19 protein-coding genes are annotated in these 26,813 nt (G+C 68.0%); 13 read left to right on the forward strand and 6 right to left on the reverse strand.

The window, feature by feature from the left end; genetic code table 11:
* Nucleotides 1-321: 321 nt before the first annotated feature.
* Both U9979_RS10805 and U9979_RS10810 read left to right on the forward strand, forming a co-directional pair.
* A complete protein-coding gene (locus U9979_RS10805; RefSeq protein ID WP_322755769.1) occupies nt 322-825 on the forward strand; it encodes a Zn-ribbon domain-containing OB-fold protein in 504 nt (167 codons plus the stop codon).
* On the forward strand, nt 822-1,985 hold the full coding sequence (locus U9979_RS10810) for a thiolase C-terminal domain-containing protein (protein ID WP_322748224.1): 1,164 nt from the start codon (nt 822-824) through the stop codon (nt 1,983-1,985). The genes U9979_RS10805 and U9979_RS10810 overlap by 4 nt, the downstream gene beginning before the upstream one ends.
* Nucleotides 1,986-2,180: 195 nt before the next feature.
* On the opposite strand, the gene U9979_RS10815 is transcribed toward U9979_RS10810, so the two are convergent.
* From U9979_RS10815 to U9979_RS10830, 4 genes are all read right to left on the reverse strand, one after another.
* Nucleotides 2,181-2,513, reverse strand: coding sequence for a hypothetical protein (locus tag U9979_RS10815; protein ID WP_322748223.1), 333 nt, complete (start codon nt 2,511-2,513; stop codon nt 2,181-2,183).
* Nucleotides 2,514-2,518: 5 nt separating this feature from the next.
* Complete coding sequence (locus U9979_RS10820) at nt 2,519-2,884, reverse strand: metalloregulator ArsR/SmtB family transcription factor (RefSeq protein WP_322779263.1); 366 nt, start codon at nt 2,882-2,884, stop codon at nt 2,519-2,521.
* A gap of 196 nt (nt 2,885-3,080) precedes the next feature.
* Nucleotides 3,081-4,373 carry an ATP-binding protein gene (locus U9979_RS10825; protein ID WP_322779264.1) on the reverse strand — a complete coding sequence of 431 codons (1,293 nt, stop codon included), beginning with the start codon at nt 4,371-4,373 and terminating at the stop codon, nt 3,081-3,083.
* A gap of 119 nt (nt 4,374-4,492) precedes the next feature.
* Nucleotides 4,493-4,999 carry a pyridoxamine 5'-phosphate oxidase family protein gene (locus U9979_RS10830; RefSeq protein WP_322779265.1) on the reverse strand — a complete coding sequence of 169 codons (507 nt, stop codon included), beginning with the start codon at nt 4,997-4,999 and terminating at the stop codon, nt 4,493-4,495.
* A gap of 461 nt (nt 5,000-5,460) precedes the next feature.
* On the opposite strand from U9979_RS10830, the gene U9979_RS10835 reads away from it, so the two are divergent.
* The 9 genes from U9979_RS10835 (at nt 5,461) to U9979_RS10875 (ending at nt 18,467) form a co-directional block, all read left to right on the forward strand.
* Nucleotides 5,461-6,030, forward strand: coding sequence for an NUDIX hydrolase (locus U9979_RS10835; protein WP_322779266.1), 570 nt, complete (start codon nt 5,461-5,463; stop codon nt 6,028-6,030).
* 197 nt (nt 6,031-6,227) lie between these two features.
* Nucleotides 6,228-8,270, forward strand: a complete 2,043-nt coding sequence (locus U9979_RS10840) for an FAD-dependent oxidoreductase (protein ID WP_322748218.1) — start codon at nt 6,228-6,230, stop codon at nt 8,268-8,270.
* Between the two features lie 283 nt (nt 8,271-8,553).
* Nucleotides 8,554-9,600: a phosphate ABC transporter permease subunit PstC gene (gene pstC / locus U9979_RS10845; protein WP_322748217.1), complete on the forward strand. Its 1,047-nt coding sequence runs from the start codon at nt 8,554-8,556 to the stop codon at nt 9,598-9,600.
* Nucleotides 9,600-10,766, forward strand: coding sequence for a phosphate ABC transporter permease PstA (gene pstA / locus U9979_RS10850; protein WP_322779267.1), 1,167 nt, complete (start codon nt 9,600-9,602; stop codon nt 10,764-10,766). Before pstC ends, pstA begins: the two co-directional genes overlap by 1 nt.
* A gap of 3 nt (nt 10,767-10,769) precedes the next feature.
* Nucleotides 10,770-12,536, forward strand: a complete 1,767-nt coding sequence (locus U9979_RS10855) for a phosphate ABC transporter substrate-binding protein PstS (RefSeq protein ID WP_322779268.1) — start codon at nt 10,770-10,772, stop codon at nt 12,534-12,536.
* Nucleotides 12,537-12,768: 232 nt separating this feature from the next.
* Entirely contained in the window at nt 12,769-13,893 is a 1,125-nt protein-coding gene (locus tag U9979_RS10860) for a PstS family phosphate ABC transporter substrate-binding protein (RefSeq protein WP_322779269.1), read from the forward strand.
* Between the two features lie 172 nt (nt 13,894-14,065).
* A complete protein-coding gene (locus tag U9979_RS10865; protein ID WP_322779270.1) occupies nt 14,066-16,462 on the forward strand; it encodes a hypothetical protein in 2,397 nt (798 codons plus the stop codon).
* Nucleotides 16,463-16,467: 5 nt separating this feature from the next.
* Nucleotides 16,468-17,424 carry a sortase gene (locus U9979_RS10870; protein WP_322779271.1) on the forward strand — a complete coding sequence of 319 codons (957 nt, stop codon included), beginning with the start codon at nt 16,468-16,470 and terminating at the stop codon, nt 17,422-17,424.
* 104 nt (nt 17,425-17,528) lie between these two features.
* Nucleotides 17,529-18,467: a phosphate ABC transporter ATP-binding protein gene (locus U9979_RS10875; protein ID WP_322779272.1), complete on the forward strand. Its 939-nt coding sequence runs from the start codon at nt 17,529-17,531 to the stop codon at nt 18,465-18,467.
* 57 nt (nt 18,468-18,524) lie between these two features.
* Here the strand turns inward: U9979_RS10875 and U9979_RS10880 are convergent, their stop codons facing one another.
* On the reverse strand, nt 18,525-20,201 hold the full coding sequence (locus U9979_RS10880) for a glycosyltransferase family 2 protein (protein WP_322779273.1): 1,677 nt from the start codon (nt 20,199-20,201) through the stop codon (nt 18,525-18,527).
* Nucleotides 20,198-22,936: a glycosyltransferase family 39 protein gene (locus U9979_RS10885; protein ID WP_322779274.1), complete on the reverse strand. Its 2,739-nt coding sequence runs from the start codon at nt 22,934-22,936 to the stop codon at nt 20,198-20,200. The genes U9979_RS10880 and U9979_RS10885 overlap by 4 nt, the downstream gene beginning before the upstream one ends.
* A gap of 862 nt (nt 22,937-23,798) precedes the next feature.
* Here U9979_RS10885 and U9979_RS10890 point away from each other — a divergent pair.
* Together U9979_RS10890 and U9979_RS10895 are read left to right on the forward strand one after the other, a co-directional pair.
* Nucleotides 23,799-25,259: a C40 family peptidase gene (locus tag U9979_RS10890; protein ID WP_322779275.1), complete on the forward strand. Its 1,461-nt coding sequence runs from the start codon at nt 23,799-23,801 to the stop codon at nt 25,257-25,259.
* Between the two features lie 889 nt (nt 25,260-26,148).
* Nucleotides 26,149-26,813, forward strand: a 665-nt coding sequence (locus tag U9979_RS10895; protein WP_322779276.1) for a glycosyltransferase, incomplete at its 3' end; no start/stop codon positions are given.

Below are 26,813 nucleotides of genomic sequence, written 5' to 3' on the forward strand. Positions count from 1 at the left end.
AGGCGGGTGCGGTGACCTGGACCAGTCCGGAACTGCGGGTCTACCAGACCGAACCCGAACCCCACCCGGAACCAGAGGCCACCCCGGAACCGCAGCCCGTCCCGCAACCGCCGCCCGTCCCGGAACCACCACCGTTCTGAGTCGCTGCCGTCGGGACGGCGGACGGCGGACGGCGGATGAACCGGTGGGACGCGGCCCAGATCCCTGCGGTCTCCGGCCGTGATCGATAAGCGGTCTATTCGTTTAACCTGGATAACCGTATTGTGGGCGGTGGGCCGCGTGGACCGTGGACCGTGGACCGCGTGACGGAGGGAAGGTCGGATGGACGAGCTGATCAGCGACGAGGAACTGGTGACCCGGTTCCCGGGGCATACCCTGACCCGCGACAATGCGGCGCACTACCGGGGCCGGCTCGCGCACCGATTGGTGATCAACCGTTGTGGCGACTGCGGCACCTGGCGACACCCACCCAAGCCCGTGTGTCCCGCGTGCTGGTCGTGGAACATCGTGCCCACCGAGGTCTCGGGGCAGGGGAGCATTTTCATGACCGTCTTCCTGCATCAGGGGCCGCCGGCCGAAGGTGTGGACTACGCCACGCCACACCCGGTCGTGACCGTCGCGCTCGACGAGCAGGAGGGGCTGCGGTTCACCAGCACGGTCGTCGGGGCCGCGGGTGACGCGATCCGCATCGCGGAGCGGGTTGAACTCGACTGGATTGAACGCTCCGGCACGCCGCTCCCGGTGTTCCGCCTGGCCAGCACCACCGCAGGCAGCAGCGCCGCCGGCACCAGCACCAGCGCGGCGGTAACGGAGGCCGGACGATGATCAGCAGTCGTAACCCGATGAAGGACAAGGTGGCCATCGCCGCGGCGGCCACCACCGGCTTCCAGCCCCGCAACACCGAGCGGAGCCGTGCGTCCTATGCCGCGCAGGCATGCATTCAGGTGCTGCGCGACTGCGGGCTGACCGCGGCCGACGTCGACGGCATCTCCGGCTCGACGCCGCCGGCTCCCGAGCTGCAGGCGATTCTCGGCATTCCCGAGATCAGCTGGTTCGCCGAACCGGTGATCCCGTTCGTGAACCAGCTCGCCGCCGCCGTGAGTGCAGTGCACAGCGGCCTGTGCGAGGTCGCACTCGTCTATCACGCCGCCTACCGGGAGGCGTGGAGCACCGCGTCCGCGCTGAAGGATCCGTTCCGCCGACCCCTGAGCCCCGGTGTCTCGCCCGGGCCGGAGACGGTCTTCGGTGGCGTTGGATACACGGCCTGGGCGTCGCGGTACATGTATGAGTACGGCGTCCCGAAGGAACATTTCGGCTACGTCGCCATCAACGGCCGCACGAACGCCGCTGCCAACCCGGCGGCGGCCATGCATAAACCCCTGACAATGGACGACTACCTGTCCGCTCGCATGATCCGCTGGCCGCTGTGCATGCTCGACATGGACGTTCCGGTGGACGGCGCGGACGCGTTCGTGGTCACGACGGCCGAGCGGGCCCGCGACCTACCGCACCCGCCGGTTCTCGTCCAGGCCGCGGCGCTGGGCATGGTGGACAGGCACGAGGAGGATCAGACACCCAGCCTCCGCCAGCACGGGCAGCAGGTTGTTGTGGAAACCCTCAAGGCGAAGAGCGACTTCTGGATCGACGACGCCGACGTCTACTTTCCCTATGACGGTTTCACCATCATCACGCTGAACTGGTTGGAGAACGTCGGCTACTGCGGCCCCGGCGAGGCGGGCCACTTCATCAAGGAACACTGGGACGACAAGACCAACCGTATTCTGATCAACGGTCGGGTCCCGGTGAACCCCCACGGCGGGGCGTTGTCCGAGGGCGGTACGCAGGGTTCGGGTCACGTCCGGGAGGCGGTGCACCAGCTCCAGGGCCTGGCCGGGGAGCGTCAGGTCCCCGACGCCCGCCGAGCCATCGTGACCGCCGGCGGCTTCTTCTTCAACGCGCAGGGCGTGACGCTCCGCCGCGACTGATGCCCTCACGCCACCAGGTGCGCTCATCATGAGCCACTAATCGTGGCTCCCCGACGCTACCGTCAGCGGACGCTACCGTCAGCGGACGTTGTCGGTAGCGGATGTTGTCGGTAACGGACGTTGTCAACGGACGTTGTCGGTAGCGGACCGGGCAGGATGGGCCGGCGGAGACGTCAGGGCACGGTCATCAGCCCGTCACGATGGCTGAAGGCCGAGGTCTACGAATCCGCGCCAGCTCTGCGGGGGCCCGTCCGGCGATGATCCTTTGGCGGGCCTGACGCCGAGGCGGCAGTCGAAGGCGAGCGTGAACCCCGCGCCAAGGAGCGCGTCGCGCAGTGCGGTGGCGAACCGCCACGCTTCGGCGGGGTCGGCGGAGGCCTGCCGGGTGACGGCCTCGACCCGGATTACGTCTGACCGGTGGGCGATGGTCCATCCATACTCGACCGGGTCGTCGTCTTCGGCAAAGAGATCCGCGTACCCGATGGCGTCGCGCTCAAGGATCTTGACGATGTTGTCGGTAGACCTCATGCTGATCAGACTTCCAGAACGTTGCGGATCTTTGTTGTCGGGTCCGCGCTGGCGTCGGTGCGGAAGAGGACCTCGAGAGCATCGAGTCGCTCGTTCCAGTGACGGTCGTAGAAGCGGAACCATGCGAGGGCCGATGCCAGCGGGGCGGGTTGCAGCCGGCACACATGGCGGCGACCGTCCACGGTGCGGCGGATCAGGCCCGCCCGCTCGAGAACCTTCACGTGCTTCGAAGCAGCCGCGAGCGACATGGTCAGCGGCTCGGCAAGCTCACCCACCGTCAGCTCGCCCAGGGCGAGTCGCTGGAGCATCGTGCGTCGTGCGTCGTGCGCAAGCGCGTGGAACACGGCGTCCATGCCGATCATGCCGATCATGTTGCTTATGCCGATCGATTCCTCAACCACATGGTTGAATGTAGCAAGGTTTGGCCCATCAGTTAACCAGATGGTTGAGCTTTTGGCCCAGGAACGCTGTCGCGGTCCTCTGCCCGCTCTTCCGGCTGTCGCTCTTCCGGCTGTCGCTCTTCCGGCTGTCGCTCTTCCGGCTGTCGCTGTGACGGGCAGTGCAGGGTCAGGGCCCCAGCGCGGCGGCCGGGATAACCGCGATGCCGTCCTGTCGCCGATAGGCATGGGTACCGGTGGTGATGACGGCTGCGTCGAGCAGGTCGTCGCCCAGCCGGTCCCGCAGCCATCTCAGGTGGACGGTGTCGCGGTCGCTGACAGCAGGGGTGAGTTTGATCTCGAACGCGACGACGCGATGGTCGGCTCGCTCGACGATCAGATCGACTTCGTGGTCCCCGTTCCGGGTCCGCACGTGATGCACGACGGCTTCGGCGGCTTGTGCATACACGCGCATGCTGAGTGTTACGAGCGACTCGAACAGAGCGCCGAGCAGCGGACCATGACGGGGGACGGCTGGTCCGGAGACGGAGTCGTCCAGTAGTGCGTGCACGTCCGCGCCGAGCAGGCGTGCGGCGAGAGCCGGGTCTGCCAGGTGATGCTTGGGCGCCATACCCAGCCTGGCGAAGGTGGGCCGATTGGGAGACCAGCCGCTCAGCGGGTCGAGTAGCCACAGCTGTGACAGCACATCCCGATAGCCGATGGTGGTTGTCTTGGCGGGCTTGTCGTCGTCGCCCGCGGTCGCCGCATCGAGGATGACGCTGTACGAGGTTGTCGTGGAGGTCGCGCTGGCGTGGGCGGTAAGCCACGCTTTCAGAGTGGCGGGTCGACGGACCATGTGGCCTTGTTCGGGGAAGTCCCGTTCGACGATCCGGGTGAGGTAGCCGTCGAGTTGCGCTCTGCGGGCTCTGGCCGGTAGATCGCGGATTCCTGGGAAGCCGGACCGTATGATCTCCTCGGCGTAGTCAGACATGGTCAGGTCCGAGGAGCCGTCGACGACCGGGTGTCGTCCGGTGAGGAGATCGGACAGTCCGACGGCGGGAGTCGCCAGCCCACGTTCCGCGAGGCTCATCGGACGCATGCGCAGCGTCACGATCCGGCCGGCGCCGGAATGGGTGGGCGCGATGGTCGGCGTGGCGCTACCCGTTAGCAGGAAGCGGCCGGGTGCGGGGTCACGGTCGACGCTGCGGCGTACGAGGTCCCACACCGCCGGTTCACGTTGCCATTCATCGACGAGCACCGGCGTGGGTGAGCGGTCGAGGCGCTGCGGATCGGCCCGCAGGAGTTCGCGCTGGGCCGAGTCGTCCAAGGTGAAGACCGTACGGGCTCGTCGCGTTGCTGTCGCAGTCTTGCCGACACCCTTCGGCCCTTCCAGGCTGATCGCAGCCAGGCTAGGCAGCAATTCGTCGAGTTCGCTGTCCACGACACGGGTCCGGTACTCGCGCACGGTGCCGTACGCTACCATTCGCAGGCGTTGTACACTACCAATCGCCGCTCTTCTACGCTACCGTTAGCCGACGTTATCGTCGATCTGTTCGAGTACGGTTCGGTCGTATACCGGTTACTCAGAGCGCCCGAAAATGATCATTTTCGGATGGTTCGCTCGGGTCGTGCCCCCTCGCGCCAAAAGTCCACGACGAGCTCGTCATCGGCAACGCTGATCATCGTCAGCTCGGTGACGTCGATCCTGAACAGGGCGAACGGCTCGGGCACCGGTGCGTCCGTGGACGTCGCCCAGGCCGCTCGGTAGGCGTTCAGACTGTCGGTGTCACTCACGACGACCGCACGGCCGTTGATTTTCGCATCACCGTTGGCGACGTTCTTGTCCGTGGTCGCGTTGTGCAGGGCACAGCGTGGGTCCCGCAGCAGGTCGGTTCCCTTGCGGGAGTCCGGCATCATGCCGAGCCACAGCCCGCCGAGCGCGAACAGCGGCTCGATCCCGCTCACCCGGGGAGAGCCGTCGCGCCGCAGGGTGGCGAGGATCGCGAGCCCGTACGCCTCGAACCGACCCCTGACCGCCGCAGCGAGTTCCGGCGCGGCCGTTTCGACGTCATCCCAGTTGGCCATGCCGACCATGCTGCCAGTCAGCATCGACAATCCTGCCGCTGCGCCGGACGGCACGCGCTGGGGCCAGGGTTGTGATCTGATGGCCTGCCTCTCAGTGAGGTGCCCTAAGGTGCTTGTTCGGTAGGTTTAGAGCGACCGGCTTCAGATATGCGGAGAGTGTCCGCTGGTGATCCATGGGTACTATTCGGACAATGATGGACGGTAGGCGGGTAGTGCGTTCGGCGTGACGTCCCGGAAGCGGTCGATCATCTCGATGACGCGTTTTTCGTGCGGCCAATGCGTAACAGACTGGTCAATCAGTTCACGTGTGGAGCGTCAGTCGGTCCGTTCACCTTCCTGATCCAGGGCGAAATACTCGCTGCCCTAGCGGCATTGTCCGCAGGGATGGTAGAGCCTGGCGTGCATGAAGTTGACCCCGGCGACCGTGAAATAATCGCGTCGGCCTGGCTGCGTTGCTTCAACGACGACTGAGGAGTCCGTCCGCTGTGACCGTCACCAACGAGGATGTGACCGTGATGGTCCGCCAATATCTCGACGTTTATCCCGATGAGGCTCACGTGCTGCGCCCGTTGCTCGACGCGGCAACGGTCGGCGTACCGGTAGCTTCCCGCACGACGATGCCGGGACATGTCACCTGCGGCGCGGTCGTGGTCGCTCGCGACGGGCTGGTGTTGCGGATCCGGCATGCCGCGCTCGGGCGGTGGCTGCTACCTGGTGGTCACGTCGAACCGTCCGACTCCTCGCTCGTGGACGCTGCGCTGCGGGAACTCGCCGAGGAAACCGGCATCGACCCGACATCCGCGGGTCTGCTGCTGTCCCGGCCAGTGGACATCGACGCCCACCTGATCCCGGCGAACCCTGCTCGGGGCGAACCCGAGCACACGCACTACGACCTGCGGTTCCTGTTCGGCATCACCGCGCAGGTTGCGGTGACGATCCAGGCTGAGGAGGTGACCGGATATCGGTGGGGCCCAGCCGCTGACCTCGGTAGCCGTCTCGGTGGTCGTGTGGTCGCCCGCCTTGTCACACGCACTCGCTCCGTTCCGTCCCCATAGTGGATCCCGGGGGGCCGGGGGGCCGGGGGAGGGGTGGCTGCCCGATTCACGGTGCGGTCTTCCGCTGGACGCCGGATCGGCGCATGCATGTGACGCGGTGGTCGTTGCCTCCGGCAATTACGCGTCAATAGGGTCCAACCTGCCGGCTGGGGAGATCGATGTGCGGACCGGCACGAGCCCGACCGACGAGGGGATCCATGGCCCGCCGACCGACGCTGAATCCTGGGCTGCACCGCCGAGACCTGCTCCGGATGGCAGCCGCCGCCGGCTCGGTCGCGGCCCTTGAGCTGACCGTCACATCATCCGCCACCGCGGTCACACCGATAGTGGCGGACCTCTGCGTGTACGGCGCGAGCATGGCCGGTGTCACCGCCGCCGTGCAGATGCGGCGCATGGGCGGTTCGGTGGTGATCCTCGAACCGACCGCGCACGTCGGCGGCATGACCACCGGCGGGCTCGCCCGGACCGACATCGGTACGGGCGGCACCGTCGGCGGGCTCGCGCGCGAGTTCTACCGCAGGGTGTATGTCGCCTACAACGGCGGTTCGCTCGGGGTGTTGACGCCGATGCTGACCACCTTCGAGCCACGGGTGGCCGCCACGGTCGTGAGCGACATGCTCACCGGGGCGCAGGTGCCGGTCTACACCAAGCGGACGCTGGCCTCCGTCGGCCGCAGCGGCGCCCGGCTCACCTCCGTGACGGCGGACGACGGCACCGTCGTGCGGGCGCAGATGTTCATCGACGCCTCCTACGAGGGGGACCTGCTGGCGCTCGCGGGGGTTCACCACCGGATCGGCCGCGAGTCGAACGCGACCTACGGCGAGTCCAACAACGGCGTCCAGGTGTTCTCCAAGAACCAGTTCAGCGTCGCGGTCGACCCGTACCGGCGGGCGGGCGACCCGACCAGCGGGTTGCTGCCCGAGATCTCCGCGGCCGCGCTGGGGGCCATCGGCAGTGGCGACACCCACGTCCAGGCCTACTGTTACCGGCTCTGCCTGACCAAGGCGTCGAACCGGATCGCGTTTCCACGGCCCGCCGGTTACGACCCGAACCGCTACGCCCTCGTACCGCGGCTGATCGCGGCCGGGTACGCCGACCCGTTCACCGACAAGGCCGCCGCGTTCCTGAACAACGCGGCACTGCCGAACGCCAAGTTCGACGGGAACAACGCAGGCCCCTTCTCGCTCGACCATGTCGGCGCCGCGGACACCTACCCGGGCGCGACCTGGACGCAGCGCGCGCCGATCGTGGCTGATCACACCGCCTACCAGCAGGGCCTGCTCTACTTCCTGGCGAACAACACCGGGGTGCGCGCCGACGTCCGGTCCGCGGTCGCGGCCTACGGGTTGGCACCCGACGAGTTCACCGCCACCGGTAACTGGCCGCCGCAACTCTACGTGCGTGAAGCCCGTCGGATGGTCAGCTCGGGCTATGTCCTGACCGAGGCGGACTGCCGTGGCCAGACCACCGTCGCCGACGGCATCGGCCTAGCCAGCTACGCCCGGGATTCTCACAACAGCCAGCGGCTCGTCGTCAGCGGGCTGGTGACGAACGAGGGCGACTTCCAGATCCCCGTTCCCGCACCGTACCGGCTGCCGTACCGGGCGATGATCCCCGATGCCGCGCAGTGCACGAACCTCATCGTCCCCGTCTGTCTGTCAGCGTCGCATGTCGCCTACAGCTCGGTGCGGATGGAGCCGGTGTTCATGATTCTCGGACAGGCGGCCGGTACCGCGGCCAAGCTGGCGCTCGACGGCGCTGTGACCGTGCAGGCCCTCGACCCGGTGGCCCTTCGCACCCGGCTGTTCGAGGACATGGCCGCGCTGGACTATCCCGACGTCGCCGTCGACGACACCGCCCCGACAACAGTGATCACTGGTGGCTGGACGTCCAGTACGGCGATCGCCGGCTACTACGGCACCGGCTACCTGCATGACGGCAACGCCGGCAAAGGTGGCAAGAGCGTGCGCTTCGTGCCCTCCCTACCGACGGCCGGCACCTATCGGGTCTACCTGCGGTGGACGTCGGCAACCACGCGGGCGTCGAACGTGCCGGTGACCGTTGCCTACCAGGGCGGCTCGGCCACGGTCATCGTGGACCAGCGCGCCGGTGGCAGTCGCTGGGCGCCGATCGGGGCCTGGCCGTTCGATGTCGGAACGGCGGGAACCGTGACCGTGGCCACCACCGGAACCGACAACTACGTGGTCGCCGACGCGGCTCGCTTCGTCCGAACCGGCTGAGCCGATTCTCGATCGGGCACGATCCTCGATCGCGCAAGGTCCTCGATTGAGCAAGGTCCCCGATTGAGCAGTCCGGGCCCGCAGCAGCCTGCCCCGCCTTGCCACCACAGGTATACGAAATGAACGCCCGTTCATTTCGTATACCTGTGGTGCCTCCCGATGGTTGTCAGAATTCGGGGTTTGTTCACCTTCAGATCGCCACCTGGGCGGCGATGTCTGTTTTTATATCGAAGCGATGGAGAAGAACCGACGTCGCCGGCGCCGGTCAGGGGGAGACTCCACCGTGACGCCCGGCGCGTATCTGGCCACCGACCTGGAGACAGGCCAGGTGGCATCGGGCGGGGATGCGGGTTCCCCTGTCGAGGTCCGGCGCGACACGCGCCCACGGCCGGGAGTTGCCGACCGCGTATTTCGCGGCGTCAGCCGGACGGCCGCCATAACCGTGATGACGACGATGGGCTTCATCGGCGTCTTTCTGCTCTACAAGGCACTGCCGGCCCTGCGGAAGGTCGGCCTGTCCTTCTTCACCGAGACCCAGTGGCTGCCGAGCTCGAACACGTTCGGTGTCGGCGCGGTCCTGCTGGGAACGATCCTCATTGCCAGTGTCGCGCTCGTCGTCGCCGTTCCGCTGTCGATCTGTACCGCGCTGTTCGTCTCGGAGTACGCACCGCGTAGGTTGCGCCGTCCGATGGTTTCCCTGCTCGACCTCATGGCCGCCATCCCCAGCATCGTCTACGGGCTGTGGGGCTTCTTCTTCCTCCAGCCCCGGGCCATCACGGTGAGCCGTTGGTTGGCCGACCATCTCGGCTGGTTTCCGTTCTTCCACACCCACCGCGGGGTCACCGGTCTCGGTCAGTACGCCTCGTCCACCTTCATCGCCGGGCTCGTCGTCGCACTCATGGTCACGCCGATCATTACATCGATCATGCGCGAGGTCTTCTCGCAGACCCCGGCCGGCGAACGGGAGGGGGCGCTGGCACTCGGTGGCACCCGTTGGGGCATGATCCGCGCAGTCGTCCTGCCATTCGGCCGAGCCGGCATGGTCGGCGCGGTCATGCTCGGTCTCGGGCGGGCGCTGGGCGAGACCATCGCCGTCTATCTGATCATCGCGCCGCTCTTCGCCTCACCCGGACGAATGATCCACATTCTGGAGCAGGGTGGGATGTCGATCTCCTCACTCATCGCGCTGCGCTACAACGAGTCCGGGTCGTTCGGGCTGGCCGCGCTCTTCGGTGCCGGCTTGGTGCTCTTCGCCCTGACACTGCTGGTCAACGCGCTCGCCTCGACCATCATCAGCCGGTCCCGTTCCGGCGAGGCAACGGAGATCTGATGGCGATCACCACGACTTCGCCGCTCGGGCACCCGGTGCCCGGCACAGTGCGGAACCCGGCCGGACCCGCACTGCCTGAGTCCCCGCCGGAGGTCCGGATCCGCCCGGCCCAGGTCACGGCGGACGATGTCCTCGCCGTGGGTGGGTCAGCGCTGTGCGCACTCTGCCTGACCTGGGTTCTCTTCGAGCGGCTCCTGCCGCTGTCGGGGACCGTCGGTTTCTGGCTGTGCTGCTACGTGCTCTTCCTGGCGGTCTACTCGACCGTCGTGCTGTCGCGGGAGGGCCGCGGCGTCGCACTGGCCGACCGGGTCATGTCGGTGATCTGCCACGCCGCCGGGCTGACGGTCGTCACGATACTTTCCTTGATCATTGGCTATACGGCGTTCCGTGGTTACACCGCGCTGCACCTCAACTTCTTCACCCAGACGATGTCGGTGACGGCCCCGTCAGACCCGCTGACCTCCGGCGGCGCGCTCCACGCCATCGTGGGCACGCTGCTGCAGGTCGGCGTCGCGGTACTGATCTCGGTTCCGCTCGGGATCACCACCGCCCTGTTCCTCAACGAGGTACGCGGTCCCCTCACCCGCCCGGTTCGCACGATCGTCGACACGATGAGCGCGATCCCGTCGGTGGTCGCGGGCCTGTTCGTCTTCGCGACCGTGGTGTTGTCGCTCGGCACGAACCGGTGTGGGTTCGCCGCCTCGCTCGCCATCACAGTGATGATGATGCCGATCATCACCCGGACGGCGGAGGTCGTCTTGCGGATCGTTCCCGGTGGTCTGCGGGAGGCGTCCCTCGCCCTCGGCGGAAGCCAGTGGAAGACCGTGTGGCACGTGGTCCTGCCCACCGCCCGTTCGGGCCTGCTGACCGCGGTCATCCTCGGGGTTGCCCGCGGCGTCGGCGAGACCGCGCCGGTGCTGCTCACGGCGGGCTTCACCAACGACCTCAACGCCGACCCGGCCCACGGCGCGATGCTCTCGCTGCCGCTCTACGTCCTCAACTACGTCAAGTTTCCACAGCCCGAGTCGGTCGCACGCGCCTATGGCGCGGCCCTGACGCTGCTCATCCTCGTCCTCGTGCTGTTCGTCATCGCCCGCGTCGTCGGTGGTCGCAACCCCGGAGCGCTCTCACGCCGGCAGAAGCGCCGCTCCGCGGAGGTGTCGTAGAAGATGCTCGCCGTTCTCCCCAGCAAAACCCGCCCAGGCTCGCGAACCGCAGGCGGGAAGGGCCGTCGCCTGGTCGCCCGCCTCGTCGCGATCGCGTTGAGCGCGGTCGCCGTCGGCGGCGTCGGGATGGCGGCGAGCCCACCGGCCAGCGCCGACGCCCCCTATGCCGCTGTTGCCGGATCAGGCTCCACCTGGAGCGAGATCATGATCAGCCAGTGGGTCCGTGACGTCCGCAAGAACGGGCTGCCGGTCAACTACACCGGTAACGGCTCGTCGTCGGGACGGTCGGACTACTGGAACGGGCTCAACGACTTCGCCGTCTCCGAGATCCCGTTCCAGCCTCGGATCCCGGGCAGCAACGACACCGACGAGCTGCCGCTCGCGGCCAGACGGCCCTACGCCTATCTGCCGATCGTCGCCGGTGGGACGTCGTTCATGTATCACCTGACCGTCGCGGGCAAGCAGGTCACCAACCTGCGGCTCTCAGGTGAGACCCTCACCAAGATCTTCACCGGAGTCATCACCAACTGGTCCGATCCGGCCATCACCGCGGACAACGGCCGACAGCTGCCGGACAAGGCCATCACCCCCGTCCTGCGCTCTGACGGTTCGGGCACCTCCGCCCAGTTCACGCTCTACATGTCGAAGCAGTACCCCGGGCTGTGGACGGATTTCTGCAGAAAGTACGCGAGTTTTTCCGGTAACTGCGGCCTGCAGTCCTTCTACCCGACGTTTCCCGGGGCAAAGGGCCAGGCGCTGTCGAGCGGAGTCGCCAACTACGTCGCCGCACCGTACGGCGAGGGCGCCATCACCTACGTCGAGTACTCCTACGCCCAGCGTTCGGGTTTCCCGGTCGCCAGCATCCTGAACGCCGGTGGATATTACGTCCAGCCGACCGCGGGCAATGTCGCGGTTGCTCTCACGCAGGCGAAACTCAACACCGACCTCACCCAGAACCTCGAGGGTGTCTACTCCTACAACGACCCCCGCGTCTACCCGGTCTCAAGCTACAGCTACATGATTGTTCCGACTGCGGAGGTCGGGCGCTTCACTGCCGACAAGGGACGGACGCTGTCGACGTTCATGAGTTATTTCCTGTGCGCCGGCCAGCAGAAGGCGGAGAACCTCGGCTTCTCACCACTGCCGGTCAACCTCGTGCAGGCCGGCTTCGACCAGATGAACCGGATACCGGGGCACATCGCTGCACCGACCCTGGCCAGCTGCAACAATCCCGCGTTGCAGGTTCTCAACACCGCGCCACGGCCTGCCGACTGCGCGAAGGCCGGCGCGCCGGCGTGCACCACGGCGACGTCCAGCACGTCGGGCGGTTCCGGCTCTACCAGCGGGACTGGTTCCGGCAGTGGTTCGGGCTCGACCAGTGGTAGCGGTTCGGGCTCGGGTAGCGGCAGTGGGAGCGGGACCGGCAGCGGTTCGGGCGACACGTCCGGGGGCGACGGCTCGGGCGGCACCGGGTCGGGTACCGGGACGGGCGGCGACTCGTCGAACGGTACCGGTTCGGCGGGTGCGGGCACGACAATCGACCCGGAGACCGGACAGGTTGTCACGGCCACCGGTGGAGCAAGCTCGAGCGGCTCGAATGGTTCCGGTGGTGGTGACATCTCCGCGGCGCCGGTATCGGTGTCCAGCCTACGCCAGGGCGGTCACCAGGCGAATGTTCTTTTCGTGTTCGCCGGCCTCAGCGTACTGGCCGCCTTCTTCGTTCCTCCGTTGTTGAGCGCGCATCTGCGCCGGCGCTCGCCACCGGCATGAGCGGCGTCCGGGCGGCAGGAATTCCGCCGCTGCCCCGACAAAATGCCGAGTATACCTGTGAACGCACATTCACAGGAGTTTACGAAATGGTTACCTGGTGGCTGCCCGGTAAATCCCTCGGGTGGCTGGCCGTGTTCATCAATGATATGGAAATCTCATATCCGAGCCACCGACGGCTCGGGCGACGGTTGAACGTCGCCGCGTGAAAACCGTTCCCCACAAGGAGTGGAACATGCACATTCCGAAGAAGGCGGCCCTCACGGTCGCCATCACGGCCACGGCGCTGGCCGTGGGCGTCATGGGCGGACCGGCTCTGGCCGACCCGCCGGCGGGCGTCACCCCCGCGGCCGGCGACATCGTCGGTGTGGGATCGGACACCACGCAGAACATCATGAATGACTACTCGGTCTCGTACAACGCGACGAGCCCGGCGCACAAGCTCTACAGCTGGAACGCGACCGGCACGACCCCGATCACCGCCAAGGCGGGTTGTGCGAACTACGCCCGGCCGAACGGTTCGAGTGCCGGTGTCACGGCCCTGAACAACGACCCGGCGGCCTACAACGCGTCCGGCGTGTGCGTCGACTTCGCGCGTTCCTCGCGGTACCCGGACGCGACGAAGGCCTCGGACGTCGACAAGACCTTCCTCGCGTACGCCAAGGACGTGGTGACCTGGGCGGCGAAGCCGGTTTCGCCGAAGCTGACGCCGAAGACCGTCAGCACCGCTCAGCTGACCGCCATCTACAGCTGCACGCTCACCGACTGGCACACCATCAACTCGGCCCTGCCGAGCTCGCCCATCGAGCCCTACCTGCCGCAGTCGGGGTCAGGTACCCGCAACTCGTTCCTCAAGGCGCTGAGCAACAGCGGTAACGTGAACGGCCCGAACGCGGCGCTCGTGCCGGGTGCGTGCGTGCGTCAGCCCGCCACCCTCGAGGAGAACAGCGGTGTGAGCCTGCAGGCCAACCTCCAGGCCGGTGACACGATCGGCGACGCGCTGGTGCCGTATTCGGCTGGCAAGTGGGTCGCCCAGTCCCGCGGTGGCGACGTGGACAACCGTAACGGCTTCACCGTCCGCGAGATCGACAGCGTCCCCGCCACCATCCCCGACGTTGCCAACGGCGCGGCCGGCCCGTACTCGCTGAACCCGTCCGGCAAGTTCGCCCGCCTGCTGTTCAACGTCCTCAAGAACCAGCCCGGCAGCACCGGTCTGGACAAGATCTGGTCGAACTACACCCCGGTCTTCGGTAAGGCCGGCTACATCTGCACCCACCCGCTCAGCGCCAACGAGGGCTTCATCTCGCTGCCCACCTCGGGCACGGGCACGCTCTGTGGTGCCAAGTTCGGCATCTCCTAAGTAACGTTCGTGTCACGCAGAGCCCGGCGTTCGCGCCGGGCTCTGCGGTGCATGCAGCTACCGCTCCATGTGTTCCGAGCGATCGCTCCATACATTCCGTCCGAACTGGCGGAATGATTCCGACAGCACCGCACACCCGTCCGCGGTGTGTCCCTCCCCGGCTGGAGAAGACGTGTCACCGAGATTGGTAAGGGAGCGGGTAGGCGTCGCCGTCGCGCTGGCCGGCGCGGTCGTGGCGGTCACCGGTTCCCTGTTCCTGCCAGGAGCGGCGCCGGCGCGGGCCGCGGTCGTCCCGGTGGCGACGACCGTCCCGGCACCGGCGATCGGGGCGAACGCGTCGGTGACCGTCAGCCAGACGAGCGACCTCGGTTTCGAGGCGATCCACCTCAGCTGGAAGGGCTTCCCCTCCAGCGGGGCGGACCTGTCGACCAACGAGGTCCGGATCTACCAGTGCCGCCCCGACCCGAAGTCGGCCGCCGACTGTTACGGGTCCGAAACCCTGGCCTCAGGTTCCGATCCCACCGCACTCGGCGGGCTCAACGGCGCAGGTCCCGACGGTCCGGGTAACAGGCGTAAAGGGATCACAGCGCCGGACGGGACGGGCAGCGTCGACTTCGTGGTCGAGACGGGGCGCGAGCTGACGAGCCTGGGCTGTAACTCGACGCGGCCGTGTTCGCTGGTTCTGTGGAAGCTCACCCAGCCGTCCGCCGAGCTCCTGAACAGCTGGACGCCGCACGTCGCCATCCCGTTGACCTTCCGTCTCGGAGCCGGGGCATGCTCGATCAACAACTCTGACTTCACCTCCGAAGGCGCCCCCGTGGCGAACCTCGCGATGCTGAGCTGGACGGCCCGCTCGTGCGCGGGCACGCCCGCGCTCAACGTCGACTACTCGTTGCTCGGCGACACCCAGGCCCGGTCGGACTTTGCCGCCGGCACCGTTGACATGGCCCTGACCACGCGCCCGGCCGCCACCGGCGCGACCGGGCCGAATCCGGTGGCCTACGCGCCGCTCGCGGTGTCCGCCATCTCGCTGGGCTTCCTGCTCGACGACCCCGTGACGCACACGGCCATCACCTCGCTGCGGCTGAACGCCCGGCTGGTCGCCAAGCTGCTCACGCAGTCCTATCCCGGTCTGTACGGTTCGGGCGGGCCGCCCGGCTGCGACCCCACGGCGCCCATCACCGGGCCGGGCAGCGCGTACTGCCCCAACCCGGGGACGACGGGGAACCCGGTCACGATTTTTGCGGACCCGGAGTTCCAGGCGCTCAACCCCGGTGTCGCCTGGGCGAAGGACTTCACCGCCCAGAACTACTTCCCGCCGGTGCTCACGGCCGACGGCGAGGACCTGACCCACGAGGTGACCCGCTGGCTCACCGCGGACCCGGACGCGAGCGCCTTTCTCAAGGGCACCAAGGACCCGTACGGCATGCACGTCAGCAGCTACTTCCTGGACGCGTGGAACAAGGGCAACGTGCGGTACCCGCTCGACACGTTCCGCACGGTCGACCCGACGTCGGCGATGAACATGACTTTCGCCCCGCTGAGCGGGCTTGACGCGGTCGTCCGCCAGGCTGCGGCCGGTGCCCCGGCGGGCAAGGACCCGAGCACCATCTCCGACCAGGATCCCGGGCACCAGCCGTCGTCCTATTCGGCGGCGCGCCAGGGTGCCCGGTCGTTGTTCGTGCTGTTCGACAGCGCGGACGCGACCAACCTGAGCCTGCCGCAGGCGGAACTGAAGAACGCCGCCGGCTCGTTTAACGCCCCGACCGACGCGGCCGTCACGGCGGCCGTCAAGGCCATGACCGTCGATGCGAACGGCGTCCGCCAGGCCGACTACGCGGCGACCGACCCGGCGCTCTACCCGCTCGCGCTGGTCCACTACGCGATGGTCCCGACGAGCGGTATCGACAAGACCAAGGCCGCCAAGATGGCCGACTTCATCGACCTCGCCACGGCCAAGGGCCAGGCGCACGGGATCGACAACGGCCAGCTGCCCGATGGCTACCTCAGCCTGCCGGCGAACCTGGTCGCACAGGCGGGCACGGTGCAGGCCGCGGTGCGGCTGCAGGCGGCGCCGGCATCGACCGGTACGCCGACCCCGTCGACGAGCCCGTCGCCCGCGGCGCAGACCACATCCCCGGGCACTGGCACTGGCGCTACGTCCGCGGCGGGCGGCACGACGGCGTCCGGGACGGGCGGCAGCGGTACGACCTCCGGGGCCAGCGGTGACGGAACCACCTCTGGGAGTAGCGGAAGCGGGACCACGACCTCGACCTCGACCGGTGGCAGTACGGCCAGTCCTCGTCCCAGCGCAACGGTTCGGGCCAGCGCCAGCTCGTCGGCCCGGGCCACGCCGAAGGCGAGTTCCACCGCGGCGTTCACCACCTCGGCCCGGACGGGACCGTTGGTGGAGTCCACCGGCGTCGGGCGGCTCGCGATACTTCTCCTGATCGTGATCGGATTCGGCTCGGTGGCACTCGGCCTCGGGCTCGTCTGGTATTCACGCGGCGGACCCGCGTCGGCATCGACGCGGTCACTGACCCGGGTCCTGCCGCGGATGTGGAAGTAGACGGGGTGAGCGTGACGACTCAGGCACCGGCACCGGGAGCGCCTTCAACCGTGGCACCGGGCGCGGCGCCGCCGAACCGGGGCGGGCGGCGCCAGCGCCAGCCGCCACGCCAGCCGCCACGCCCGCCGGTCGGTGGCCGGGCGGTCATCGCGATCGCCGCCGGGCGGGTTCTCATCAGTGTGGCCGTGCTGATGCTCGGCTTCGCCGGCTATCTGCTCGCGGTGTCCGGGCTGCAGGAGGCCCGGACCCAGGACAACCTCTACAAGACGTTTCGCGGCCAGCTCGCCCAGGTCGGTGACGAGGTTGCTCCGGTGGCACCACCGATCACACCGGGTGTTCCGGTGGCGATCATCGAGATTCCGCGGTTGAAAGTCCGTCAGGTCGTGGTCGAGGGCACCACGAGCGGCGCGCTCACCCGCGGGCTCGGCCATCGCCGGGACACACCGCTGCCCGGACAGGCCGGTACGGCGGTCGTCTACGGCCGGCGCACCACGTTTGGCGCCCCCTTCGCCACGCTCGACAAGCTGCGCAACGGCGATCAGATCATCGCGACCACAGGTCTGGGCATCTCGAAGTTCACCGTCGTCGAGGTCCGCGACGGGCGCACGCCACCGCAGCCGGTGACCGGGTCCGTCCACCGGATCACGCTGGTGACCTCGGCGCCAGCCGTCAGCCCGACGCACACGCTGACGGTCACGGCCAACCTGACGACCGCCGCGCAGCCGTCCGCCGGTACCCGCCCGGCCATCTACGCCGACGAGCGTTCGCTTGCCGGCGAGCCGGCCGCCGCCCTGCCCCTGTTGCTGTGGGCGCAGGTGCTTCTCGTCGCGGTGGTGTTCGCGACCTGGTTGTTCCACCGCTGGGAGACGCCGGCGGCCTATCTTCTGAGCGCACCTGTGCTGGTCGCGGTGGTCTGGAACGTCTATGAAAGCCTCGCCCGCCTGCTCCCGAACCTGCTCTAGCCCGCGCACCTGCTTTAGCCTGCGCACCTGCTCGAGCCCGCTTGAGCCGCCGGGTGCGCAGGACAGCACGATCGCACATCGTCCGACTGGAAAGGACTGACGTCATGTCCGACGCGCCCATGATCGGCATGCCCGCCCTCGACAAGCCGACCGAGGAGCTCCCGGGCGTGGCCGATCCGGCGACTGCGGTGGCTGCGACGGCGACGGCGACGGCGACGGCGACGGCGAGCGGGCTGATTCCCGCTGCCCGCCGCGAGCGCACCGGGCCGGTTTCGGGTGCGGCGCTGGAGACGAGGGATATCTCCGCCTGGTTCGGCGAGCGCAAGGTCCTCGACCGGGTGTCGCTGACCATGAGACCAGGCGAGGTGACGGCGCTCATCGGGCCCTCGGGCTGCGGCAAGTCCACCTACCTGCGCATCCTGAACCGGATGCACGAGCTCATCCCGAGCGCGTCCCTGGCCGGCCAGGTTCTGCTTGACGGCGAGGACATCTACGCCGCCGACAAGCGGGCACAGGAGACCCGCCGGCGGATCGGCATGGTCTTCCAGAAGCCCAACCCGTTCCCCGCCATGACGGTCTTTGACAACGTCGCGAGCGGCCTGAAGCTTGCCGGGATCAAGGGCAAGGACAAGGAATCCCTGGTGGAGCGGTGCCTGCTGCGGGCCGGGCTGTGGAACGAGGTCCGCACCCGGCTGCGCTCGCCGGGTGGGGCGCTGTCGGGCGGGCAGCAGCAGCGGCTGTGTATCGCCCGCTCCCTGGCCGTCGAGCCGGATGTGCTGCTGATGGACGAGCCCTGCTCGGCCCTTGACCCGACATCCACCCGCCGGGTCGAGGAGACCATCGCCGAGATCGCCTCGGACGTGACGATCATCATCGTGACGCACAACATGCAGCAGGCGGCGCGGGTGTCCGACCACTGCGCGTTCTTCCTCGCCGTGGAGGGCAGTCCCGGTCACGTGGTCGAGTACGGGCGGACCGAGCAGATGTTCGGTGACCCGCACGACCCGCGGACCGCCGACTACGTCAACGGCCGTTTCGGCTGATCCTGGTCCTGGTCCCCCCCGGGGGGGACCAGGACCAGGACCGGAGTTCGGATCCGGTCAGGCCGCGATCGGCGTGGCCTCGGACGCGACGGCGGTGCGTGCCGTCCGGCCCCGCCACCCCAGGGCCGGTGCGGCCCCGCGCAGCATCAGCGCGGCGTGTACGCCGGCGAACGCGATGCTGTTCGCCATTCCCGGGCCCCGGTCCTGGGTCAAGCCGTAGATCGAGGCAGCGATCAGCACCACGGCCGCGGCGACGGGTACCGCGACCACCGACGGTTGCCAGGACCCGGCCCCCTGCTTCGGTGTGACGACGAAGCGGCCGGGCCGGCGCAGTACCGCTCGCACCGTGGACAGCACCCCGATCCAGAAGCTCGCGCTCTGCAGGGTGAAGGCGCCAAAGGTGTAGCTACCGTTCCCGGCCAGTGCGACCGTGCCGAGGGCCACGACGAAGTAAGGCGCGAAGTGCAGCAGGAACTGGTCGGCGCTGGCCGCGGTGATCGGCTGGACGCCGAACAGGATCCGGACCAACGGCATGATCATGTAGATGAGCACCGTCCAGCCGGACAGGAAGTAGCCGGCGGACAGCAGGTACTGCGCCTTCAACCGCCGGGGCAGCCCCGCGGCCAGCACGGCCGGAATCGCCGAGATGCAGCCTCTGGACCACCGCAGCTGCTGGCTGGTGTAGGAGGCCATGTCAGCCGGCCCGAGGCCACTGGCCAGAACCTCGGGAACGTAGACCGATCGCCACCCGCGGCTGTGCATGCGGATCGACAGCTCGAAGTCCTCGGTCAGCGAATCCTCGGAGAATCCGCCCACCTCCGCCAGGGCCTTACGGCGGAAGGCGATGTTCGTTCCGCAGCAGAACATCGACCCCAGGCCGTCCTTGCCCCGCGCGATTCCACCGAAGAAAAGCGCCTGCTGGGCCCATGACGTGCCGGCGACCTCGTTGGTCGAGGCGTTCGCGTAGTACTGCGGCGTCTGGACGAAGCCCACGCCGGGGTCGTCGAGGTGACCGAGCGTTGCTTCAAGAAAGTCCGGGTGCGGCACATGGTCGCAGTCGAAGACGACCACGATCGGCGCGGAGGTTCGGCCGAGCGCGTGGTTGAGGTTGCCAGCCTTTGCGCCGTTGTGTTCCGCCCGGGTGATGTAGCCGGCACCGTGCCGGCTGGCCAGCGCGGCCATCTGCGGGTTGTCCCCGTCGTCCAACAGGAACACGCGCACCTGCGCGCCCCGCAGCCGGACCGCCGCGGCCACCGTCGGTTCCACCACGTCGACCGGCTCGTTGTAGACCGGTACCAGTACGTCCACGGCGATTATCTGTCCGCTGACCTGTGGCCGGCGCCGGCGTACGCGCTCCCGGGAGCAGGTCCACCAGAAGCCCAGCGCCTGCACCGCATTGAATGCCTCGGCGAGCAGCAGGAGGGTGTAAAGGAACGCGTTGCCGACCCGCCCGGGCGCCAGCAGCCAGCCGAAGTACCAGCAGAAGGCGAGCACGTTCAGCGGCAGCAGATACAGCATCCGGCGCCGCAGCGGCCGGCCCGACCCCATCGGTTGCCACGTCGGCGGCGCGAGCCGCGGGTCCCCGACGATCCCGGTTCCGATGCCGGTTCCGAGATCGAGATCGAGATCGGGGTCGATCCTCGTGTCGATGGTGACCGAGTGGCGCGCCGCAGGGGCCACCGGAGACAGGTGGCGGCTGTCCGCGAGGGTCTCCCGGCTCGGCGTGAAGGTCACTGCAGCTCCCAGACGGTTACTTGAGGGACGTGAAAGGTGTCGATGACCTGCCGGCGTTGTTCCAGCCGGACCAGGAGGGCTTTGGTGTCCACCGCGACGTTGGGATCGGACAGAAAGCTGCCGATGACGAACACATGGCGGGCGGTTCTGGCCCGCGCCAGCGACCCCGAGCCAGGACCATAGGACGGGAGCGAAGGCGAGTAGTAATCAACGACATCGACCAGGAAGATTGGCGAATATATGATTATATCGCCCGGTTTCGCCTGAGCGGTGACGTGCTTCAAGGCGCCGTCGAAGTCGTACAGGCGCGGGTCGCTTGGATTGAGTTGCTGGTCGCTCAGCGCAAGCACGAGGGTCAGGCTGGCCAGCCCGACGCCGAGCGCGATTCCCGCCGTGGTCCGCAACCAGCTCGTGAGAGCACGCGCTATGAGAAGAATCAGTCCGGGCAGGATACCGACGAAGTAGCGGACCTCGAACAGGTTGTCCTTCTGCGTACCGAGCGCAAACAGAAACAGTACCGGGACGAGCACGGTCGCGGCGAGCAACACCGCGCTGCGCGAGTAGCCCCGGCCGAGCAGCAGGAAGGCGACCAGCATCCCCACCGGCCACAGCGCGACCAGGGTGGCCACGATCGCATCCGAGTGGTATCCGAAGACAGCCCAGACCCCGTTCGCGCCGATCGAGTAGATCGAGAGCAGCGGATGGCTGCCAGTCGCGGCGACGTCACTGGTCTGCGCGGCGAAACCCACCCCGCCACGGGAGTTGTAGGCGTTGAACTGAGCGTTGACGAAGGGCACCAGCGGCGCGACCAGCAAGGCCAGTGTGGCCATGCTGGTCAACCACGGCACCACGATATCCGGCCCGTCCCGACTGGCGCGGCGCGATCCGCGCCGGCGCCAGGCGATCACGGCAAACACGATCTGTTGCGCGAGGACCTGCAGCGTCGCGAAGTAATGGGTCCACAGCAGCAGCGCGCTGGCGAGGGTGTACATCACCCACGCCAGGCGGCCGCCGACCCGCAGTACCCGTGCCTGTGCCCAGGTGGCGCTGACTCCGAACAGCAGGAACAGCGGGTACATCCGCGTCTCCTGCGAGTACCAGACCGCGAACGGGGCGAAGACGCCGAGAATGGCCGCGGCCAGCCCGGCCCGGCGGTCGTAGAGCTCCCGGCCGGCCAGATAGAGCATCGGCACCATCAGGCTGCCGGTCACGATCGAGGGCAACCGGACGGCCAACTGGCCCGTCCCGAACAGGTGGACCTCCACCCACAGCACCGTGGCGAACAGGGGCGGGTGCACGTCGGTGTCCCGCAGCGCGCGGATCGACTCCTGAAACGGAAAGAGCTTGGCCTGGCGGATGCTGATCGCTTCGTCGACCCAGATGCTGTGCGGCGACAGGAGCCGGATGACGATCCCGAGCATGGTGAGGCCCGCGACCGCCCACCCGGTGTGGTTGGCGGCCACCTGGCGCAGGCGGCTCGGCCATGCGGCGCCCACGGTCGAGGGCCGTGCCCGCAGCATGGTCACGGTGCCCACCGACGCGGTCATGGCGGTCATGGCGGCCAAGGTGACCAGTGCGATCGAGCGCGCGTCGTCATGGAAGAGCGCGATGCCGACCGCCTGGCCGACCACGGTGACCCCGACCGCGATGCCCGACGCCCGGCCGCCGCCGGTGACGCAGTTCTCCGCGGCCAGCACCCGGGCCAGGCCGAACATCGCCATCGCCCCGACATAGGCGACGGCGAGCCGGCCGGTCTCGGCGTAGGCGGGGCCGAGAACTGACACCCAGAATCCGGTCGGGGTCACCGCGACGACCAGGAGCGCACCGAGACCGACCGCGGCCGCCCCGCCCAGTGCGACGAGCACGGCTGCGGTGTCACGGTTCGCGGCCCGTGGCAGCAGCACCATCGGGATGGTCGCGGTCGCGAACGCCGCGACGCCGCCGAGCGTCGACAGGACCGCGAACAGCGCGGCCTGGTCGCGCCCGAGGATCGCGTTCGCCCAGAGGAGATCCTGGTTCGCCAGGACGGCGAGCAGCAGGAACACGACCATCGCCGCCGTCTGCCGGCCCGCGCCGGTGGCGCTTTGCGACACTGACGGTCGCACCCCGGCGCCGCGCCACCGAGCGATCCCGAGCGCGCAGTAGCCGGCGGCAACGACCCCGGCCGCTCCGCCGACCGGACCAAGCGCCGCGGTCAGCACCACGCCGAGTGTCAGCCGTCCCACCGGCTCGGCCAGCAGGCTCGCGGTGACTCCGCCGACGAGCCCGGCGCCGTACAGCTTCCCCCGGGCGAGCGCCAGCAGCCCCGCACCCGGGCCGGCAGCGGCCAGGACGAGCACGAGCCCGGTCGACAGGTGCAGCGCGGCGGACAACGGCACGCTCGTCGCCGCGAGGACGGCGCCGGCGCCGGCGCCGAGCCTCAACCCGGCGCGGCGCAGCGCCCGCTCGTCGCCCGGCGCAATCGCGCTACCCACCGACAGGCTGGCCGCCGGGACATGCAGTAGGAGATATAGAGCGATGAACGTGACCAGCTCGGCGTAGTCGCCCGGGCTCAGCAGCCGCAGCGCGACGATCGAGAACAGTAGATTGCCGCCGCCCGCGCCGAGCTGGCCGGCGATGACCATGACCTGTTCGGCCACGATCCGACGACGGGGCAGTGAGATGCCGGTGGCGCCGACGAGCGTCGCATTCTCGGCGGCGATGGTCACGCCAGCCCGCCGTAGCGCAGCCGGCACAGACCGGACCCATCCTCCGCCATCGGTTGTTCCCCCGCTGTCTCTGCGCGCCTCCACCGGCGCGAAAGAGTTGGTCGCACCGCCTTTGGCTGTCTGGATGTTGGCCGCGGTCGGGGCGGCGCCGGCCCGAAAAGGGCACAAGGATACCAGCAGGTGGATGGGAACGCCGCGGTCAATGCATGGTCGCATGCGAAGTGCCCGGAAAAGATCCGCACGCGCGGCCTCGCCGCGCCATGATCCCTTGGCTTCCTTGTCCCCCCAAGTCGGCTCCCCGCATCAGGCGGAGATCGACCCGATCACAGTTTCCAACTCTGTCCTCGCCGCATTTCCTGACCGTCTCGTCATGGCAAATTCGCCATGTCCGGTGGGTGGCCAGTTGGTGGAGCCGGTCGTAGCCGGCGAACGGCCATCGGTTGTGTGGCCGTTGGTGTAAGGTTTTTCTTCTGAACAACGGCACCGTGATCTGGAAACGTTTAGTGTATAGACTTTGAACGTCGGCTGAATTGCCGGGTTCCGATCCGGGTTCCGATCCGGGAGCCGGATCAAAGGTCGGTCCGTCGGGTTTTCATGATCGAATATTTCCAATCGGCTGACGTGCTGGAGTGACGGCGCTCTCTCCGTATAACGTGCACAAGCACGAGGGCGCGAGGATCGCCCAGGGGGAACAACGGTCGGCAGCGGTGGCATCCGGCGGGCCGAAGGTGGTCCGATCATGCTTTTCGCGCATCGCCGAGTGGCTTGTACGAAGTAGCTGTGATCGGGTGCCCCCGCTTTGCGGGCCTGCGGCACACGGGGGCGGAGACTGAATTCCTGATTCCTGTCGGGGATGGGTATGCACAACAGTCCGGATGAACGGAGGAGCATGCAGTCACAGCGGGGCGGGCACGAGATGCGGCACCTCGCGCACATCGTGCTGGTCACCAGCATGGCGGTGGGCGGGTTGAGCGGTTCGCAAGGCCCCGTGTCGGCGTCCTGGCTGCCGTCGCCGGTCCAGGCTGCGACCACCCGGACGCCCGGGTCCGTTCTCGGCTCCGGGCTCTACGGCGACTGGACAGGGCGATCGGACGCCACACTGCGGGCTGACCTGCGCGACCTTGTTCGCCAGGCGCAGGCGGGGCCGGAGCTCATCGGCGACCCGTTCACGACACCGGGGACGGCCACCACACCGGGGATGCCCAGCACGCCGGGGACGGCCAGCACGCCGGGGACGGCCAGCACGCCGGGGACGGCCAGCACACCTGAGACGGCCGCCTGGCATATCTTCGCGCAGGCGCAGGACGTCGCCGGTCTCGGTCCGTCACCGCAGGCCCGGGCTGCGCTGCGGTTTGCACTCGGCCAGCTCGGTCGGCCGTACGAGTGGGGTGCGCAAGGTCCGGATTCTTATGATTGTTCCGGGCTCACCCAGCAGGCATTCGCGAGCACGGGGATCCTCATTCCCCGGGTCGCCGCAGATCAGGCCCGGGTCGGCCAAGCCGTCCGGCTGGCCGAGCTGCTACCCGGTGACCTTGTTTTCTACGCCTACGACAGCTCCGATCCAGCGACGATCCATCATGTCGCGATGTACGTCGGTGGCGGCCTGGTGATCCACGCACCGCAGACCGGGGACGTGGTCCGTATCACGCCACTGTGGTTGGACGGTTACATCGGTGCGGTCCGGCTCTCGCCGGCGACGCGCGGCACCGGGATAACCACGGTCGGCCCGTTCGCGGTGCAACCGCCGCCCGCCGACGGCAGCGCGGTTGACCCACTCACGATCCCACCGGTCCGCAACGATCCGGGTGGCGGTGTCGTCGTCGGCCAGCCGCCAGCGGTAGCTACGCCAGGCGGCCGGGCAACGCCCGATGCCGGGTTGTCGCCAGCCCCGACACCAACCGATTCCGCCATCGCCGTGGGGCCGTCGCCGGCCGGCACAGTTGAGCCGACACCCACGTCCGGTGCAGTTGCGCAGCCGGACCCGACGCCGGACCCGACGCCGACGGCGACTGTTACGCCGAGTGCGTCGTCCGCGCCGCAGCCCACCACGTCCGCTCCAGCTGCGGCTGGGCAGCCGGCGGCGTCGCCTGCTGGCGCCCAGTCGCCGTCCGGCGCTTCCTCCCCGGCTGCTACGTCGCCGGCTGCTTCGTCGCCGGCTGCTACGTCGCAGCCACCAACGGCGGCGCCCGTTACCTCGCCGCCACCAACGGCGGCCTCCGTAGCGGCGCAGCCGCCCGCAGCTGCGCCGGCACGGCCCGCGGCGACGGCGACGCAGCCACCGCCGGTTACTCCTTCGTCGTCAACTCCTTCGTCGTCAACCACCACACCGGTGCAGACAGTTGGTGACTGAACCCGCCGAGCCGGGTGTAAGAGCGCCCCTGTTGCGGTCGCTCTAAATCACAGGTTTCCGGACGAGGAAACTGCCAGCGGTGAGTACGCGGCTGGCCTGAATCGGGGGGCGGACAATGAACACGGGTCAACAGGTGAGGCCCTGTGGGGAGTGCGGTCATGAATGGCGCCTTCATCGTCGCGGGGAGTTGCTCCTCTGTTGTGATGTAGTGCATTGCCGGTGCCGTCAACTGGTCGGGGATTATGTAGGCCAGCTCGATCTCGAGCCGTATGAGTCGGTGCCGTGCGCGGTGGGGTGCGGGCGGGCCGCCCAGCGTGGAGACATTCGGTGCCGGCGTTGCCGGGGCGCGCTTCGCCGCGATCCGTCGTCGGCGCCGGTCCGTGCGGTTGGCCAACATCGCCGCGGCAGCCAGCGGACCGCACAATAGCGGCGTTCGGTTGGTCCTGTTTTTGTTGGGCTTTTACGGGTGTCGGATGGTGACGGGTTGTGTAGGTTCGTCGAGGCGGGTCGGGGCCGGAATCCGAACCGGAGGCTGAACGCACGTTCATCCACGGTGACGCATCGTAGCGTTTCTCCCGGCTCTACCTGGAGTTCCATGTATGGACACCGGGCCTGGAGCAAACGGCCATGTAACCGCAACTTTGACGTCTCCTGGCAGTTACGGCCAGGAAACTGGCCGGGTAGAGCCTGACTTTGATTTCTTACAATGAGTATTTTCGACGCTGTGACCCATGGGGAGGGGCCGGGCGGAACGGATCACACTGCGGCCGGCAGCGGCTGGCCATCATGCCGTATGCCGGCATGCGTCGCCGAATTTTCGAAATAGATCTGGTGACCTGTCGGTGAATGTGTTTCCCGCCCTTGTCGACTCTCCTGGTTAGGGAGTGCAATGCGTCTCGACATCATTATTCCCGCACACAACGAGGAGCATCGGATCGGTCGTACGCTGGACAGCTATCTGCGTGCGCTCGACGCGCCGGGCATTCGCTTCCTCGTGGCGCTGGATTATTGCACCGACGAAACCGCGGCGATCGTTCGTAGCCGCCAGCTCGCCGATGGCAGACTGCACATGTATCGTTACCCGAAGCTCGGCAAGGGTGGCGTGATAATTGAGACGCTCCGGCGGACCGACGCGGAACTCGTTGCTTTTGTCGACGCTGATCGCGCCACTCCACCGGGGGAGTTGTTGAGACTCGCGGCGGTCGCCCAGGACGTCGGTGCCGCCGTGGCCAGTCGCTGGCATCCAGCGTCGCTCCTGCCCGTAGCCCGTCCATTGGGACGACGGACGGCCAGTTTCGGTTTTGCGACGTTGGTTCGCATGATGTTCCGGTTGCCCTACTTCGACACCCAGTGCGGCGCCAAGGTGCTTCGGCGAGACGTCCTGGACCAGGTCGCTCCACATCTGTCCGCCCGCGATTTCCTCTTCGACGTCGACCTTCTGGTCGTGGCCCGCGCCTTGGGATGTGAGGTGGCCGAGGTGCCCACCGTCTGGATCGACCAGAAGGGTTCGCGGCTGAATCTGTTCGCGGACAGCCGCCGCACTGTCTCTTATAC

The sequence above is a fragment of the Protofrankia sp. Cas4 genome (genome assembly GCF_963555915.1).
Taxonomy (GTDB): Bacteria; Actinomycetota; Actinomycetes; order Frankiales; family Frankiaceae; genus Protofrankia.